At 30.1% G+C, this 18,174-nt stretch carries 18 protein-coding genes; 7 read left to right on the plus strand and 11 right to left on the minus strand.

Features of this window, described 5'->3' with window-relative positions:
* Positions 1–177 precede the first annotated feature (177 nt).
* Complete coding sequence (gene feoB, locus RR561_RS07905; RefSeq protein ID WP_332507182.1) at positions 178–2,220, minus strand: ferrous iron transport protein B; 2,043 nt, start codon at positions 2,218–2,220, stop codon at positions 178–180.
* Between the two features lie 5 nt (positions 2,221–2,225).
* Complete coding sequence (locus RR561_RS07910) at positions 2,226–2,447, minus strand: FeoA family protein (protein ID WP_332507183.1); 222 nt, start codon at positions 2,445–2,447, stop codon at positions 2,226–2,228.
* Positions 2,448–2,774: 327 nt separating this feature from the next.
* On the opposite strand from RR561_RS07910, the gene RR561_RS07915 reads away from it, so the two are divergent.
* Entirely contained in the window at positions 2,775–3,482 is a 708-nt protein-coding gene (locus RR561_RS07915; RefSeq protein ID WP_332507185.1) for a hypothetical protein, read from the plus strand.
* Positions 3,483–3,804: 322 nt separating this feature from the next.
* Here RR561_RS07915 and RR561_RS07920 read toward each other — a convergent pair whose 3' ends face one another.
* On the minus strand, positions 3,805–4,008 hold the full coding sequence (locus RR561_RS07920; protein WP_332507187.1) for a hypothetical protein: 204 nt from the start codon (positions 4,006–4,008) through the stop codon (positions 3,805–3,807).
* A gap of 187 nt (positions 4,009–4,195) precedes the next feature.
* Positions 4,196–4,759, minus strand: a complete 564-nt coding sequence (locus tag RR561_RS07925; protein ID WP_332507188.1) for a hypothetical protein — start codon at positions 4,757–4,759, stop codon at positions 4,196–4,198.
* Positions 4,760–5,388: 629 nt separating this feature from the next.
* Here RR561_RS07925 and RR561_RS07930 point away from each other — a divergent pair.
* The 5 genes from RR561_RS07930 (at position 5,389) to RR561_RS07950 (ending at position 9,233) form a co-directional block, all read left to right on the plus strand.
* Entirely contained in the window at positions 5,389–6,123 is a 735-nt protein-coding gene (locus RR561_RS07930) for a methionine ABC transporter ATP-binding protein (RefSeq protein WP_332507190.1), read from the plus strand.
* Positions 6,116–6,775, plus strand: a complete 660-nt coding sequence (locus tag RR561_RS07935) for a methionine ABC transporter permease (protein WP_332507191.1) — start codon at positions 6,116–6,118, stop codon at positions 6,773–6,775. The genes RR561_RS07930 and RR561_RS07935 overlap by 8 nt, the downstream gene beginning before the upstream one ends.
* A gap of 29 nt (positions 6,776–6,804) precedes the next feature.
* On the plus strand, positions 6,805–7,626 hold the full coding sequence (locus RR561_RS07940; protein WP_332507193.1) for a MetQ/NlpA family ABC transporter substrate-binding protein: 822 nt from the start codon (positions 6,805–6,807) through the stop codon (positions 7,624–7,626).
* 114 nt (positions 7,627–7,740) lie between these two features.
* Positions 7,741–8,523, plus strand: coding sequence for a DUF169 domain-containing protein (locus tag RR561_RS07945; RefSeq protein ID WP_332507195.1), 783 nt, complete (start codon positions 7,741–7,743; stop codon positions 8,521–8,523).
* A gap of 272 nt (positions 8,524–8,795) precedes the next feature.
* The gene (locus RR561_RS07950; protein WP_332507197.1) at positions 8,796–9,233 is read left to right on the plus strand and encodes a hypothetical protein; all 438 of its coding nucleotides are present in this window, start codon (positions 8,796–8,798) and stop codon (positions 9,231–9,233) included.
* A gap of 62 nt (positions 9,234–9,295) precedes the next feature.
* Here RR561_RS07950 and RR561_RS07955 read toward each other — a convergent pair whose 3' ends face one another.
* Together RR561_RS07955 and RR561_RS07960 are read right to left on the minus strand one after the other, a co-directional pair.
* Positions 9,296–10,393 (minus strand): NAD(P)-dependent alcohol dehydrogenase, encoded by a 1,098-nt coding sequence (locus RR561_RS07955; RefSeq protein WP_332507199.1) that lies wholly within the window; start codon positions 10,391–10,393, stop codon positions 9,296–9,298.
* Positions 10,394–10,414: 21 nt separating this feature from the next.
* The gene (locus RR561_RS07960) at positions 10,415–10,801 is read right to left on the minus strand and encodes a hypothetical protein (RefSeq protein ID WP_332507200.1); all 387 of its coding nucleotides are present in this window, start codon (positions 10,799–10,801) and stop codon (positions 10,415–10,417) included.
* A 143-nt stretch (positions 10,802–10,944) separates the two neighbouring features.
* Between RR561_RS07960 and RR561_RS07965 the strand changes: the two genes are divergently transcribed.
* Positions 10,945–11,508 (plus strand): GNAT family N-acetyltransferase, encoded by a 564-nt coding sequence (locus tag RR561_RS07965; RefSeq protein WP_332507202.1) that lies wholly within the window; start codon positions 10,945–10,947, stop codon positions 11,506–11,508.
* Positions 11,509–11,880: 372 nt separating this feature from the next.
* On the opposite strand, the gene RR561_RS07970 is transcribed toward RR561_RS07965, so the two are convergent.
* The 5 genes from RR561_RS07970 to RR561_RS07990 form a co-directional block, all read right to left on the minus strand.
* On the minus strand, positions 11,881–13,890 hold the full coding sequence (locus tag RR561_RS07970) for a glycosyltransferase (RefSeq protein WP_332507203.1): 2,010 nt from the start codon (positions 13,888–13,890) through the stop codon (positions 11,881–11,883).
* Positions 13,891–13,921: 31 nt separating this feature from the next.
* Positions 13,922–14,899, minus strand: a complete 978-nt coding sequence (locus tag RR561_RS07975) for a GGDEF domain-containing protein (RefSeq protein ID WP_332507205.1) — start codon at positions 14,897–14,899, stop codon at positions 13,922–13,924.
* Between the two features lie 553 nt (positions 14,900–15,452).
* Positions 15,453–15,845 carry a 30S ribosomal protein S9 gene (rpsI, locus tag RR561_RS07980; protein WP_332507207.1) on the minus strand — a complete coding sequence of 131 codons (393 nt, stop codon included), beginning with the start codon at positions 15,843–15,845 and terminating at the stop codon, positions 15,453–15,455.
* Between the two features lie 25 nt (positions 15,846–15,870).
* The gene (gene rplM, locus RR561_RS07985) at positions 15,871–16,302 is read right to left on the minus strand and encodes a 50S ribosomal protein L13 (protein ID WP_332507208.1); all 432 of its coding nucleotides are present in this window, start codon (positions 16,300–16,302) and stop codon (positions 15,871–15,873) included.
* A 432-nt stretch (positions 16,303–16,734) separates the two neighbouring features.
* Positions 16,735–17,964, minus strand: a complete 1,230-nt coding sequence (locus RR561_RS07990) for a DUF1015 domain-containing protein (protein ID WP_332507210.1) — start codon at positions 17,962–17,964, stop codon at positions 16,735–16,737.
* Positions 17,965–18,174 lie beyond the last annotated feature (210 nt).

Genomic DNA, 18,174 nt, shown 5'->3' on the forward strand with positions numbered 1-18,174 from the left:
CTTTTGCTTTTGCTTTTGCTTTTGCTTTTGCTTTTGCTTTTGCTTTTGCTTTTAAATATTATAACTCTAATAAAAAATAGATGCACAAATGTGCACCTATTTATAAATAAATCGACTTAATTTTATAAGTATTTACCTTACATAAATTTCTAATAAAAATCAATTTGAAATTTCATTCTATATTGCCATTATCAAAGAAGCTCCTTGATATACTATAAAGGTAAGAGCCCAAGCCATGAACAGCTGAAAGGCTGCAACCTTGAACATATATCCAGTACTTCCTGTTTCTTTACGTATAGTTGCCATAGCAGCTGCACAAGGTATGTACAGAAGACAAAACAACATCATACAAAATGCATTCAATGGTCCGAACCCCATCTGTTGAAGTTGTTCATTTAATCTAGTCATTTGTCCTACTGATTCAGTTCCTTGAACTCCAAATAAAACTATAAAACTAGATACCACTACTTCTTTCGCTGATAGACCTGCTATCAAGGCCACAACTATCTGCCAGAATCCTAGACCTACTGGTGCCAAGACAGGTATTAATATTGCTCCTAGCTTCGCTCCAAAGCTGTTGCTCATATCTGTTGTATATCCTGATGGACCAAAGTTTAATATGAACCATATAATTATAGAAGCAATAAATATTGTTGTACCTGCCTTTGTTATATAATCTTTTACTTTTTCCCATACATATATTCTAACTGTTCTAGCACTTGGCATTTTATACTCTGGTAATTCTATCAAGAGAAGATCTTTCTTTTCTTCTCTGTCAAATTTATGTAGCACAAAAGCTACTATTATAGCCACTGCTAAACCTATAATATACATAGAATACGCAACTAACATTGCATTTTGAGGAAAAAACAGCTGGGAAAACAATATGTATATAGGTAACCTTGCACTACACGACATAAAAGGCGTTATAAGCATTGTTCTTCTTCTGTCTTTCTCATTTTCTAATACCCTAGTAGACATCAGTGCTGGAACTGTACATCCGAACCCCAAGATCATAGGTATAAAGGCTCTTCCTGATAAACCTAATTTTCCCATTATATTATTCATTACATAGGCAACTCTTGACATATAACCACTATCTTCCAAGAATGCAAGAGCTAAAAATAATATGAATATATTTGGAAGAAAGGATAATATACCGCCCACTCCAGCAATTATTCCATCAACTACCAAAGATATCACAACACTGTTGACATTTGCCAGTGTCATACCCGAAGTAACTATAACTGACAACCATGAGACAAAGCTTTCAAAATAGCCTTTTAGCCAGTCACCAATGGTAAATGTAAGAAAAAATACAAGCCCCATTATCAATAAAAATGCTGGTATACCGAGCACATTATGTAACAGTACTTTATCAATCTTAGCAGTGAATTTTGATTGTTTATCCTTATTTACAAGCACTTCATGGACTATTTCTTCTATAAAATCATACTTTTCATTAATAATATCACTTTCATAACTTCTATCCAGTACATCTGGAAGATTTATAGGAAATTTCTCTTTTATCTCCTTATCGCTTTCCAAAAGTTTAATGGAATGCCATCTATAATTTTCAATATTTGGATATAGTTTTTTTAGTTCTTTTGTAATTAAATCTATTTTTTCTTCTAAAAAATCACTATACACCATTGCATATTTTCTATGTTTTTCATCTTCAAAATGTTCATTGTGATGATGAATTAATCTATCTTTCTCTCTTTGATCCTTATGATGCTCTATTGCATGAAGTAAAATTTCCAAACCTGTTCTTTTTTGTGCTGAAACAGGTATCACAGGTATACCCAACATTTCAGGTAATCTGTGAAGGTCTATCTCCATTCCCCTTTTTTTTACTATGTCCATCATATTTAAGGCCATCACAACTGGCTTTCCTAGCTCCAAAAGCTGAAGCGTAAGATATAAGCTTCTCTCCAAAGAGGATGCATCTACCACATCTACTATCACGTCTACATCATCGCTAAGAATATAGTTTCTAGATACTTGCTCTTCCATAGTATATGAGGTCAAACTATATGTTCCTGGTAGATCTACCAAACTATATGTGCTATTGTGATACTTCATCGAACCTTCAACTTTTTCTACAGTTACACCAGGCCAATTTGCCACCTTTAGATTTGCTCCTGTAAAAGCATTGAAAAGTGTAGTCTTCCCACAATTTGGATTTCCAATAAATCCAACTGTCATTTCATTTTCCACTTATCTTACTCCTCCCTTACATGAATGTTAGATGCAACATCTGTACCTATTGCGAATTTAGTTCCACGTATCAAGATTACAGATGTTCCATTTCTCTTCTTATGTAGAAGAGTGATCTTGGATCCCCTAGTCATTCCTAAAGATTCCATTCTCTTTTCTAAAGTAAGAGGAAGTTCGACGTTTTCTACTATATATTCTTCCCCTATTTTTGCGTCAGTAAGTGTCATATTATCCCCCATTTACGAAAAAAACTCATATTTTTATACTAGATAAAAGACATCAAGTCTAATAATCTATTGATTATAACTATCTCTTTTAAATAATTTTCATATTCCGACAAGTTGTATTATATCATAAATTTAGCCGCTAATTACACACTATCATTTATTATTTTTATTTTTTTCAAGAAAAGTACAATGCTAACAATCTCTTTAGATATATTTCATAAATCTTCAAAAAATGTTATAATATAAATACGTCAAAAAATCATAATATTCAAAATTTTACGCTTTAATGTAAAATCAAATATCTATCTTAGGAAAGTAGGTGAGTATATGACTGGAAATAGAATGATGAACTTGTTTATGAAAAAGAAAGGTTTCAACTCTGCAAAAGAATTGACTGATTATATTAGTGAAAAAAGTACAAATGGAGAAACCTTGGATTTAAATCAAAACAATTTACTATTAGATGAAGAATATATGTTGGGTCTTTTAAATAATAAATATGATACAGATACTGATCTTTTAAAGTTTGTAAATGATACCTATGAAATGAAAGTTCTCAAGCTAGAATTAATACTTCTCAAGTATCTTATAATAGTAGGCTTTGTCGATGACAAAGGAGACTTTAATCTAGATTTTGAGGCTTTAGAGAACAAAATTATGTTTAAAATAGAAAATCAAAAGATGCTTGAAGATGCAAAGAAAGCCCTTTTTAAAGAGGAATGTATCGAACTGATTGGTAAAAAACATAATATTACTAGGTATGGCATTCATAATTACTATGATTATTATATTATGAATTCTACACCTTCTGATGAAAAAAAGTTTAGTAGAGATGCTAAACACATGAATCAAGTTCATATCATGATGCTTCAACAGAGCTCTCTTAGAAACGAACAAAACTCTGTTTTAAATGCCTATGACAGCCATCTTTCTGACAAGCAAAATTCTAAGATACAGAGAAATATAATGATAGCAACTATGGCCTCTGCAATAGCTGCAGGGCTGAGTCTGTTCCAAGCTATAATGAACCCGTAATTTAAATCACTAATAAAAATACTTGTTTATTATAAAGGAATACCTTTTCTATAAACATATTAATTAGCATTTCCTTATATTATTTTATACAAAAAACAGATAGTCTAGTTTTATTTTAGACTATCTGTTTTTATTTGCCAAATACCTACTTCTCATGTATATTAAATTGACTTTTAATGAGCATCAAATACTTCTAAATAAATATTTGACGGCTAATTAAATCAAACGTTCAAATAATTGATATCTCTCTTTTACACATTCATTTAATAGATCTAGCTCTAATATCCATAATTTCTATTATTATTTAAAATTTTAAAAACTATTATTTCTTTGAAAATAAAGTAATAAAACCTTGTATTGATAATCCAACCATTAAAAACACACAGGCTCCTACTAGTATCGACTTTATCCAATTATTTCCTCCAAATAACAGTAAAATACTTATTAACGCTCCAAGGAAAAATGAAGCTCCCCAGAATACGCCAATCGCTGTATTATATTTATTCTCTACATAATTGTTCTCCATATTGACTCTCTCCTTCCCTATATATCTTTACTTTATTGTTTTAGTATACACCTTGAAATTACAAAATCAATCATTTTATTCATTTGTATATTAAATAGGTGTGAAAGTTCTTTATCTATAAAAATGTTTAATTTATATTATAAGAAGCAATATAAAAATAATACTTACACGATATATAAATTCTAATCTACATAAATGAAATAAATAGCAATAGGTTTTTACCTTCCTTATCATACGACAAAAACATAGTACTCCTATCATCTTCTTTATAATCTTTTAGTAAGTAGTTATTCTCTTCTTTCAAAAGACCTTCTTTCTCTAGAGTTTTAGCTAACTCTTCATTTACTGTGTAACTCTTTTTATAGCCTTTATATTTATCTAAAAATTTTATTCTATCAATTTTTTCAATATAATTATAGTGTTTTAGTTTTTCTTCATAATCTTCATCTTTTTTAATTTTTTCTAATTCTTTTTCACTATTTTTTAATTCTTTATCTATATCTATATTTTCTTTCAAACTATATTTAACTATTATAGACCCCTCACCAGGCCAAGATATATCGTCATAAATCACCCTAGAACTTTCTATATCTTTAATATCCAGATTTAATCCTATCTTACTTAAATATCTCACTGGTCTTAACTCTTCATTTGATTTTTTAATGTCGCTAGATGTTTTGTAGATAACCCCAAAAGCTATTGCCAGTGCCAATAAAAAAATAATCATCCTTTTGCTTCCATATTTGTCCATAGCTTCTCCTTTTATTGAGCTTCAAACTCTCAACAATTCTTTATTGCATCTATAACTTTCCTAATAAACCTATAAACCTATAAACCTATAAACCTATAAACCTATAAACCTATAAACCTATAAACCTATAAACTCATTTTAACGCATTCTTAAATTACTATTATTATACCATTTTTGCAGATATCTTTCCTTTTATAAAATAATTCCAGTATAAATTAATGCTTTTTTATTCTCAATACCTTCTAGCTCTAGATAATCTATATTTTTATTATATTTAAATAATGAATTTATTATATTTATCGTAAATTTATTTTATTGATGTTATTCATTATTTATATAAATCTATTTCAATTGTAAATTGCCAATATTTTTTTATATAATAAGATTTAGCCCTGTATTTATGTGTAATTTAATGTATTTTTCAAATACTTTCTGTTAAAAAATATTTTGCCCATTATTTTTTTGTAGTTTTTAATATTTTTTTATAGTTTTTTCACTATTTATCTTAGCTATTTTATCGCATCTTATTATAGTTTTTTTATATAGATACTCTATTTCATTGTGCTTAAAAATTGACCATGCTATACTTAACGGTGCAATAAAATTACATTATTAATGGAGTGATTGTGATGATAGAAATTTGTAATCTTAAAAAGTCAATAAACAACAAAAATATTCTAAAGGACATAAGCTTCACTATAGAAGAAGGAGATGTCTTTGGAATCATCGGAAAAAGTGGTTCCGGCAAAACAACACTTCTAGATTGTATTTCTGGACTAAAATCCTATGACAGTGGATCAATTTCTATTGATGGAAAGGAAATATCAAAACTGAACTCAAGCGAAGTCAGAAGTGTAAGAAAAAATATCGGTTTTATTTTTCAAGATTTTTCACTATTAAAAAGAAGAAATGTCTTGGATAATATTGCACTTCCTATGAAGTGTTGGAAGCTTGATAAAGGGCTAATAAAAGAAAAAACTCTTGAATTAGCGACTTTAGTCGACCTTGAAGATCATTGCTACAAAAGACCAAAAGAGTTGAGTGGCGGTCAACAGCAAAGAGTTGCAATTGCTAGAGCTCTTTCACTAGATCCTCAGTACATAATATGTGATGAATTTACATCTGCATTAGATCCCAGTACGACAAATTCAATTTTAAATTTACTTATGGATATCAAGAAAAATAGCAAGCTCACTATCATCGTCGTTACACATGATATGAATGTTGCTAAAAAAATATGTAATAAAGTAGTTGTTCTTGAGGATGGTCAAATTGTCGATTCTGGATATACAACAGATGTTTTTTCTAAGGATTCATCGGCAGTAAGAAGACTTCTTGGCAAGGAGGATGATAAAAATGAATAGTAAAGTTTTTGAGTATCTACCAACGGTAATATTACCTGCTCTTTGGGCTACACTTAAGATCATGTTTTTCTCTGCTATTATTTCTATGTTTCTAGGCATTATACTTGGAACAATTCTTTATATGACCAATAAAGATAGCTTGTGGGAAAAACCTGTTTTAAACAGTTGTCTTGGAAAAATAACAGATATCTTAAGAGCCTTTCCAACTATAATACTAATAGTTTCAATAGCTCCACTAACAAGAGCTTTGGTTGGTAGTGCAGTTGGTTCAAATGCTGCAATTGTCGGTATAACCTTTGCTTGTACACCATTTGCCACTAGAATGATTGAGAACTCACTTCAAACTGTGGATACAAAGTTAATAAAGGCTGCAAAATCATTTGGAGCCAGTAATTTTGAAATAATATATAGAGTTCTTTTGGTAGAAGCTCTTCCTAGCATTATTTCAAACTACACTATACTTTTGATCAATATGCTAAACGTTTCTACAATAGCTGGTGCTGTTGGCGCTGGTGGACTAGGTGCAATTGCACTTACATATGGATACCAAAGATTTGATTATGGAATAATGTACTTTATAGTTGCAATATTACTTATTATGGTCCTGTGTATTCAAGGTGCCAGCAAAATTTTGTATGAAAAACTGAAATAATATCTAAAATTATCTAAAGGAGAAATAAAATGAAAAAAATAATATCTTTTCTAAGTCTTCTACTTGTAACTACTATTATAGCTACAGGTTGTGGAAGCAACAAGAAAGAAACAGGTGAGAAAAAAACTATAAAAATAGGAGGTACTTCAATATCTCAAATTTATTACGATGCTTGTAAGGAAGATTTTGAGAAAAAGGGATTCAAAACTGAATTTGTACCATTCGATGCAAACCCTGTAGTCCTAGAAGCTTGTAATAGTGGTGATGTAGATATTGCAATCGGCCAGCACTTAAAGTTCATCGATTCATTCAATAAAAATAAATCTGCTGACTTAGTTATGGCAAAACCTTATGTGTTCTATACTGGAATAGGTCTATATTCAGATAAGCATAAAAGTGTAAGCGAAATACCTGACAATGGTAAGATTGCAGTAATGAACGACCCTATGAACTCTGATATCGCTCTAAGAATATTAGATGAACAGGGTCTTATAAAATTAAAGCCAGGTCTAGATGTCTACACTGCTGCTGATATAGCTGAAAATCCTAAAAATCTAGAAATTGTCGAAATGGATCAAGCTCAGACAGTGACCGCTCTAAAAGATCTAGATGCTGCCTGTGTTTTCTTCACACACATGTCTAGCGCAGGAAAAGACCCTAGAACTTTCCTAGCAAGAGACACACAGATGATCAAGTATCCAATGGGTGTAATTGTAAAGAAAGAAAACGAAAATGCTAAATGGGCTACTGAATTTGCCAAAAGCATGAGAACAAAGGAATCTCAAGATTCTATAAATAAAGAATTTCCAGGAGTATTTAACTTCTATAAAAATGATGATGAGGCAAAATAATTAGTTCATTATATAAAGAAAAACTCAAAATTTTTGATATTTATGATATAATTAGACCTGACTTTTCAGGTCTTTTTATTTATACATTATATAGGGGAAGGAAATATAAAACAAATGACTAGTAAAGAATTCGAAGTAAATGTAAAAAAACTATACTCACTTTTAGATTTAAAATATAAATCTGTCGGTGTAAAAATCATAGAAACGAAAGAAGAATATGACACGTATTCTGCTTTGGAAGTAAAAAATAGCATTAATTATTGTGGAGCAGTAAGAGCGGCTTCCAAAGGTAATTCCATCAAAATTTGCAAGGGTAAATTCAAATGCAAAAGTGCAGAAAGAATATTTGGAATAGATGATAACGATCCACTAAATTCATCAGGTGAAAACTGGTTTAAATTAGGCCTTTATAAAGAAATGGAAACTGCAAAAAAAATAAGACTTTCTCAGAGCTCTCTAAAAAATAATTATGGAGTACTGGTAATGCCTTTGGAAAATTTCAAGGAAATGCCTGATGTTGCCTTAATATTTGATAATCCTTACGTAATGATGAGGCTCACACAAGCATACTCATATACATATGGACCTAGCATTCACAAAAGAGCTATGGGCAATCAGGCAGTATGCTATGAATCTACTATGATACCTCTAGAAAGCGATGAAATCAATTTTTCACTACTATGCATAGGTACTAGACATAGAGCAAACTGGTCAGTTAATGACATGTCTGTAGGGATACCTAGAAGTAAATTCAAAGACATTATTTTGGGTCTAGAAAAAACAATGAATTTAATGGAAAATAATGAAAATAAAAAAAGAATTCTCAAGAAATATGAAGAAAACAATTTGGGAGAAATTAAATGTGAACTTGGATATAACTATTACAAAAGCTGCTAGCTCCGATAGTATGTATAACACTCTATCCCAACATAAAATATAACTTTATAAAATAATTTATATAACTTAAATAGAAATATGTGTATTTAACACTATAGTATACAGTTATAATAGAAATCACTTAAAAGAAGCTTATAAAACTATAAGCTTCTTTTTTATACAAAGCCTAAACACACTGTGTATGGCCATATTTCTCTTTCTAAAATTGACTAACTTACAATATAAGCTTATAATATTGTTAAATAAATAATAATATTATTGGAGGTGTTTATATGAAAAACAAACAAAAAAATATATCTATCATTAAAGTTTTCGCCCTGGCACTTTTAATTGTCCTGTATATAATAACCCTATATGCACAGCATTACTACAAGATTTTGGGACAAATGAGCTATGACTTATCTGGAGTCTTCTATATAAAACTTCTAATCCCCTTAATATGTTTCTTAATTGGTATACTTTTATTTTTTAATATCAAAGAAAAAGTAGTTTCAAGACCTAAAAACAAAATTGTATTTTTTATTATTTTGCTTATATTGATCTTTCAGATTTTTATGATTGATGCACTATTTAATATTGTCATCCCATTTAACCCTCTAAAAGCTCTTGTAAGCAATATGAATATTGAGCTATATGATTTTATTTTTTCATATAATTATCTAGACGGTTTCGATATTATGTTAGGATTTTTAGCAGGATATTTTTCATAAATTATCTATACTGATCTAAATATATTTAAATAAAAACCAACCTTATATAAGGTTGGTTTTATTTATTGTATTTTAACGACAGCTTTAATTACTTTTCCATTATGAGAATCTTCAAATGCTTTTTCTATATCATCAAATTCATATACTTTAACCAATTTATCTATAGGGAATCTACCTTCTTTATACATTCTCACTAACTCTGGTATATACTTTTGTGATATTGACTCACCTTCACAAGTTCCCCTCAGTGTTTTCATATTCATTAATATATCTGTACCAACATTAAAAGAATCAATCACTCCACTTGAACCAAGTACAAATATAGATCCATTAAAGGCTGTTGAATCAATTGCATGCTGTATCATTGTTCCAACCCCACTAGTGTCTATACTGTAATCAACACCCTTAGCAGTTATCTCCCTTACCGCGTCTGGAACACTATTGACATTCTTTCTATTGATAGTGTGCGTCGCTCCAAGTTCTTTTGCCAACTCAAGACTTTTCTCATTGCCTCCTACAGCAATTATTGTCTTACAATGCTCTAAATTAGCTGCCATAAGAGCACTCAAACCAACTGCACCCATTCCAAATATTGCAATTGTTGAATCAATGCTCGGCTTTATTATATTTGTAACTGTTCCCGCTCCTGTCTGAATACCGCAACCCAAAGGAGCTATCAAAGCTAAATCTACATCGCTATCTACTTTTACAACACTTTTTTGGTCAACAATAGAGTATTGAGCAAAAGATGATTGTCCAAAAAACATGGCTACATCTTCACCATTCATAGATATTCTAGTTTTTCCATCAGATGCTGTTCCACCAAAGTTAATATCATTAAAAGACTCACAATAGAAAGGTTTTCCCTCCCTACATGCATCACAATGACCACAGTAACTATAAGAAAATGCTACATGATCTCCTTTTTTTATTCCCTTTACCCTAGATCCTACTTTTTCTACAATTCCAGCACCTTCATGGCCAAACACAGCAGGAAATCTTTGATTAATTCCACCTTGTCTTCCAAATTCGTCTGTATGACAAATTCCACTTGATACCACCTTCACTAATAATTCGTCTTCCTTTGCATCAGCAAGATCAACTTCACACATTTCAAATGCTCCGCCCTTTTTCTTGACAACTGCTGCTTTTATCTTCATAGCTACTCTCCTTTATTTCACTTATATTTTCTTAGTATCTGTTTTATAATACAAAAGCACCAAGAAAGTTCCTATAATACTTATAAGAAACATAAAATTTATTCCCATTTTCCATGAATTTGTCATTTCTACAAGTTTTACAACACATGGAGTTCCAATGAAGATACCTATATAGTATACGAAATTCACAATTGAAATACTCATACCTATCAATTTTTTATTGACAACAGCATCAGGAGCAATAATCATAATACATGCAGCCGAAAGTCCTATGCCACCGGAAAGAAGTATTAGTTGCAATATAATCGTCACACTTCCAGACAATACATTTGTCAAAATCACTGCAATTGACATTATACTAAAAGATAGCAATGTTATTAAATTACCTTTTTTAGTTTTGTCTATCAAATATCCTGCTATTATACCAATTTGGCGGTAGCTAGCTGCTATACCTCCTTTCCTTGTTGCCTTAGCTAGTTTTGTAGTGTATAATAAAATAACTGCTTATAGTGAAATAGACAACTATGAATTGGTTGGGTTTATAGCAGAAAATGAACGTAGTTAAGGAGGTATGCAATATGTTTGAAACTGAAACTATCCGATTAAGAAAATTAACAAATAATGATTTTGAAATATATCATAATTGGCGTAATGATACAGAAGTAATGTATAGCACAAGCCCAAACCTTGATATTTACACACTCGAGGAAACAGAAAAGTATATATCAATGATGGCTAATATATCTAATGCAAAAGGCTATATTATCGAACATAAAAAGGCAGATAAAGCTGTTGGAATTATTTCTCTTATAAACATAGATTATAAAAACCGTTCAGCAGAATGTGTTATTGATATTGGTGCAAAGGATATGTGGGGGCAAGGTATCGGCAGTTCTGCAATGGCTCTGATAATGGATTATGCTTTTAAGGAACTGAATATGCACAGAGTGTATTTACAAGTCTTTTCCTTTAATATAAATGCGATTAAACTATATGAAAAAATGGGATTTGTGCATGAAGGAAGTTTAAGAAGTGCCTTATATCGTTCGGGTAAATGGCATGATATTATTTTAATGAGTATTTTGAAATCGGAATATAAAAGTAAATTGAAGTAGTTTGCTTTATTACCAATAAGCCCTACTATCAGAAAAGCCAGCCGTTTACTTGTCGGCTGGCTTTTCTGTTTTATAACCTCCAACATCAACGACGGTAAATACATCATCAGCTTTCAATACTGCCATGCTGCGTCGTAAACGGGCTAAATACTTTTCCGGGTCAAAGGTGTTTTTTTGTCATGGTTATATAGGTATTTGTATTTCAGGTGCTTCGTAATATTGTATTTATCACTGTAAAAAGGATACAGCCCTTGAAGTTGGATAACATCTTGCGAATAGACGGCTGCTTTTCTTTCTTCATGTTTTCATATGGTAACGCTCTTTTGAAGGTGTTTTTTTATTATTTCCACTTTAATTTTTTTAACTTTTCTTCTACTCATATTGTAAGTAGTGCGATCCAATACAGGCCGCCATTTCAAGCTCTGATATACCTTCTTTTGAGGCATGATTTCTTATAATTACTATTTCTTCCCTATCTAGTCTTTTTATAAAATCTTCTTCTTGATAACAATCGTTGCTCAATATTTTTTCATCATTATATATAAGAGATATAGCTTCTTTGATACAAGAATCAGATGCTATAATTATTTGCTTATTGTCATATACGTCATCTTTTTTGAAACACGCTTCACTAATTATAGCAGATGTTCCATATGCAAATACATAATCTTCTCCAGACTTAAATATTGGAACCATGTTCATTTTTATTAATTCTTTTTCTTCAAATTGATCTTTATACTTAGAAAGATTATAAAGATTTAAAGATTTTTTTTCTATAGTTAAAATATTTTTAGCTGAAGATAGGGCATCTAAAAATTGATCTTCACTAATTAAATTCAATTCTAATAAAACTTTCCCTAGATGATCATCTTCATTTTTCTTCAATAATACCTTATTTAATGTTTCTGAGCTTATATATTGCTTGGACAAAAGTTCATCACCAAACCTTCTATGAAACCTTTTTAAAATATGCTTTTCCAAAAATGAGTGCTTTGTTTTAGACCATGTTATTTTTTTAGCGTTCTCTTTTTTATAAGTTTTAACTTTTCTTTTAGATCGTAATATCTGAGTATATGCCTTTAAAGTAGCCACGAAATTAATCAAGTTTCCCCATATAATACGTATTGGTATCAAAGGTGGAAGCAAGCATCCAAAAAAAACACTTCTCCATCCATATACCTTTTTTAGGGCAATCGCTCTAAATACCTGTCTTTCTAACATTAATATCAAGACAATAAAGCTAAGACACCAGGACAAGGAATACTTAGGGTAAATAGCTTGCAGGTCAAAAAATAATGATGCTAGGAAATAAATCAATACAGGATATCCTATAATTGACAATAAATTTCCTATCTTCGCCTTTTGATCTCTATACAGGGAATATCTCCCTACAAAGGATAAATCTCTATTAAAAATATCTCTAAATTTTAGCGATTGCATTGTTATACCTAAAATCCACCTAGTTTTTTGTTTTACTGCTGTTTTAAATGTATTCGGAAACATTGATCTTGTAGCTATATATTCTGTACGTAAATTACCTTCAAAATCAATTCTTTTTATTTTCTCCAAAACATAATACATCTTTATACCTTTTTCATACAGTGATAAGGATAATTTATAATCCTCAGTAAGATTATTTTCTGGTAACACCTGATCTCCTAACCTATCTATTAGATCTCTAGATAGTGAAAATCCTGTTCCTGCAGAAGGTACTAGGGCCTTCATATTCGACCTATTTCTCATAGTCAAAAAATGATTTTCTGCAAATTCATCAGCATAAGTATTTGTCGTAATATTAGCAAAAAAATTCCTGAAATTCGGTTTTTTTATCAATGGAAATACGGGAAATTGAATTGCTTGATGCTTATCAATGAGGTAATTCGTCATTTTCAATTCATAAGGATGAACTAAATCTTCAGAATCATGCACTGTTATTGCATAAAACCTCTTATTATTTTCCTTCTCATATTTTACTATTTGAGAAATAACATAGTTGATATTCTGTGCCTTGGATGTAGGTCCATTCTTATAGTTAATTATACAGTTAACATTTTTATATTTTTCTTGTATCTTTTTCACAGCCTCTATTGTATCTTGATCATTTGGATATACACCCAAAAATATCTTATACATAGATTTCGGATATTTTTGTGATTCAATTAAATTTTCTACCACATCATAAATAACATCACTTTCGCTCCATGCTGCTATCACTATTGCAAACATTTTTGGTCGCAATTTATCTATTTCATAAAAGTTTAATTCATCTTTTTTCTTAATTTTAGTCAAGGATATCAAGTCCCAAATAAAGTCATCAATACCCATCAATATATATATAATAATCAAAGTAAATCCTATTATATATAGAATTTGAGAATACATAAATACCTCCTAATGTATTTAAAGTTAAATTTTACTTGTCTAGTTTTTTTCTATATTTTTTCTTATATTCATACATTTTTTTATCGCCTTCTATAATTATATCTTCAAAACTTTTTATATTATTTTCATCAATATAAACTACGCCATAGCTCACATTAAAAAATTCTGCACCTCTTGCCTCATCTTTTAATTTTATCTCATAGTTTATTTCTTCCATCTTCTTATCAATTTCTGTATATAAGCTTTCTTCCAATAATAATATAAACTCATCTCCACCATATCTACAAAAATAATCATTTTCACCAATATATTTTTTGATTGTATTGACTGTTTCAACAATATACAAATCTCCTGCAAGATGACCAAATTCATCATTTATGGATTTTAGAATATCTAGATCAAGAAAAATCAATGTAAATTTCTTCTTATCTAATAAATTTTCTTTTATTTTATCTATACAGAATCTCCTATTATAAATTCCTGTCATTGAATCTGTAAAAGAGTACTTCAATAATTTTTTACGTTGTCTTTCATGATTGCTTACATCACAAATATTATATACTATAAAATCCTCTTGAAGCTTCATAAAATAACAAGATATTTCATAGTACTTATCAGTCCTAGAATCATAGTATCTTGCTTTTCCAGATGATTTATCTTGATGACATTCTTCTGAAAAAGATACCTTTCTTTTTAAAAAATAGGCAAAATCTTCATAATCATCTATTATTGAAGCCCTATCATCGTAAAATATCAGCTCTCCTTCTTTATTTAAAAGCATAATACAGCAATTATTATCTTCTATAATAGAAAACATTGTTTCTATTATATTCTTTGAAAAGGAACACTTTTCTTTCGTATTTTCACTATCAAGGTGCAAGTCCAACAAATTATACTTATCTGAATTATTTATTCTTAGAAGTGAATTTTTTACTTCAAAATTTAGCTGTATCAAATTTCTCTTGACGCTATTTTCATTATAAAATATATCAGTTTTTCTATTCTTCATACAAAGTAGCTCCTTTAATTATAATAACTCATTATTTTCATTCACTAGTTTGCTAGTAACTATTTTTTGCCAAATATTTTTTAGAGTTTAGACCGTCTATAGTTATAAAATTTCTCAATAAAGCGAAAAAAAGCACTAGATTAAAACGATAAATCTAGTGCCTAAAAATACAAATTCATCGAAATTCGTAAAATTCCCAACAAAATACAGTAAAAGTATAACAAACTAAAAATGCTCTGTCAAGCAGAGTAATTTAACAATTTTTACCATAACTTTATATTTATAACTTTTATATGTAGATTTTTTTCTATTAATAATCGTAATTTATTCTTTCAACTGTATACGCTCTATTTTCAAAAAATATTCTTAAGTATATTTTTTGAATTGTATTCATTTACCTAAGTATATTTTTCCTTTCTATCGTATTAATTAACTTCATAAAAAATTAAAAGACATTACAAGATTTACAATATTATTAATACATTTTTATACAATAAAAAACCCCAAGAAAAATTCTTGGGGTTTGTAAATTCTGTATGAATCCTCTTTGAAACTATCTCTTTGAGAACTGTGGAGCTCTTCTGGCACCCTTTAAACCATACTTCTTTCTTTCCTTCATTCTTGGATCTCTTGTTAAGAAACCTTCAGCCTTTAAAGCTGGTCTTAGATCTGCATCAACCTTCAATAAAGCTCTAGATAGACCGTGTCTTATTGCACCAGCCTGTCCAGTGTATCCGCCACCCTGAACATTCACGATAACGTCATACTTGTTTTCATTTCCAGTTACTACTAGAGGCTGCTTTACTTCTCTGATAAGTGTATCATAGTTGAAGTAATCCTCTACATTCTTTCCGTTTACCTTTATGTTACCTTCTCCAGCTACTACTCTAACTCTAGCTACAGAATACTTTCTTCTTCCTGTTCCGTAATATTGTACATTAGCCATTAATCAAAATCCTCCTCTCGATATCCTACTTAAAGTTTAAAACCTGTGGGTTCTGAGCTGCATGTGTATGTTCAGCACCTCTGAATACTCTTAGTCTAGTCATCATGCTTGCTCTATGCTTATTCTTTGGAAGCATTCCGCTAACTGCATGTGCTACAACTTCTTCTGGCTTCTTTTCCATCATTTCTTTATATGATATTTCCTTTAACCCACCTACATAACCTGTATGATATCTGTAGAACTTCTGAGTAAGCTTCTTTCCTGTTAATACTACCTTCTCAGCGTTTACCACTACAACAAAATCTCCACCGTCAACGTGTGGTGTAAATGTTGGCTTATTCTTTCCTCTTAATACTGTTGCTATTTCTGTTGCTATACGACCCAAAGTCTTACCTTCGGCATCAACTATATACCAGTCTCTCTTAGTATCTGCTGGCTTAGCTATATAACTCTTCATAAAGACCCTCCTTAACTTTTCACATTTGTTTTAATTTCCTGCATATATGTAAAGTCCGGGGCAAAAGTGGACTTATTAACACATTCTTGTATATTTTACTACTATTATGTTGAAATGTCAATTGCTTAAGACTATCTTTTTGCTGTATTTATCATTTTTTTGCAAAATAATCTATAAACTTGAGCATTTCTATATAAATAGTAAAAGTCAGGATTTTTATCCTGACTTTTACCGGGTTTGGTTTGGTCTATGGTGTTACCTGAATCGCAAATTTATAATTCATAGTGACTGTGTTTTTATTTCTTTTAATATCACTATCATTTTTTCTGAGTTTAATATTAATTTCATTCTATCTAGTAGTTCTAGATTAAATGTGCAATCTATACTTTCGTAAAATCTATATTTAATATTTAAAACCCATGCTATTTTCACTTATAATTTATGTAGGAAAAGTCCACATCTAACTTTTGGTTCAAACCAAGTGGATTTAGCAGGCATTATTTTACTTTCATCCGCTACTTCCATCAATTCCTCAATAGATGTTGGGTATAGAGAAAACCCTAGTTTCATATCATGATCAACTCTTCTTTTAATTTCTCCAACACCCCTTATACCTCCTATAAAATCTATTCTAGGATCTTTTTGAGGCACTGTAATCTCTAATATTGGTTCAATAAGGTAATTATTAAGTACACTTACATCCAATTTTTCTATGATTCCATCTAATTTTTCTATATTTTTAAATTTGATATTATACCATTTATTATCTAGATACATTCCATATTCATATTTTTCTTTAGGTTTTATCTCTTCTTCTGATTCTTCCACTATGAAGTTTTTTTCTACCTTCTTGATAAACTCATCTATTTCTAGATTATTTATATCTTTAATTGCTCTGTTATAATCCATTACATAGAGATTATCTTTTGGAGCAATCATAGCTAGATAAAAGTTAAACTCATCTTCCGGATTGTAATTTGGATTTTCTTTTCTCTTTTCAAGAGCATAAGCTTCGGCAGCTGCTGATCTATGATGCCCATCTGCTATATATAGACTCTCAACATTTTCAAATGCCAATTCCATTGTCTTACTTTCCTCATCATCTAAAATCCACACTGTATGTCTTATTCCATCTACTGACTGGAAATCATAAAGCGCTTGAGTTTTCATTTTTTCTTCCATCATTTTATCTATATTTTTATTTGTATCATATGTAAGAAGAATTGTACCTGTATTTGCCTTACAATATTCTATATGCTTTATTCTATCCGCTACCTTGTCTGGCTTTGTATATTCATGTATCTTTATCTTTCTATCTATACTTTCATCTACTGATACACATCCAACTATGCCAACCTGACTTCTTCCATCCATTATTTCTCTATAAATATATAAATGGGGATTTTCATCTTGTATAAAAACTCCTCTTCTGACAAAATCTTCTAGGTTTTCTGCTGCTTTTTCATATACTTTTTCAGAGTGAATGTCCGTATCAGGGGGTAAATCTATTTCAGCTCTATCTATTCTTAGGTATGAATTTTCATTATCTCTAGCCATTTCCCTAGCTTCATCTGTGTTCATCGTATCATATGGGAGTTCCGCTACACGATCGACATATTTTTGATCCGGTCTTAGCGCCTTAAAAGGCCTTACTCTTACCATTATTTCCTCCTCTATTATAGGAATTTAGAGTGGGGATATTACCAACCACTCTATTCCTAATAATTTTATTTTCTTACACGCTTTAAGTCATTTATTTCAAACGCTTTGTATACAGTTTATATTTTACTATTTTTTATTTTCAACTTAACTTGAGAGTTTTTATTTTATAATATTTATTACTTTACCCTTATATTAAGTTCTTGCTTTTAT

Source organism: Peptostreptococcus sp. (genome assembly GCF_036639115.1).
Taxonomy (GTDB): domain Bacteria; phylum Bacillota; class Clostridia; order Peptostreptococcales; family Peptostreptococcaceae; genus Peptostreptococcus.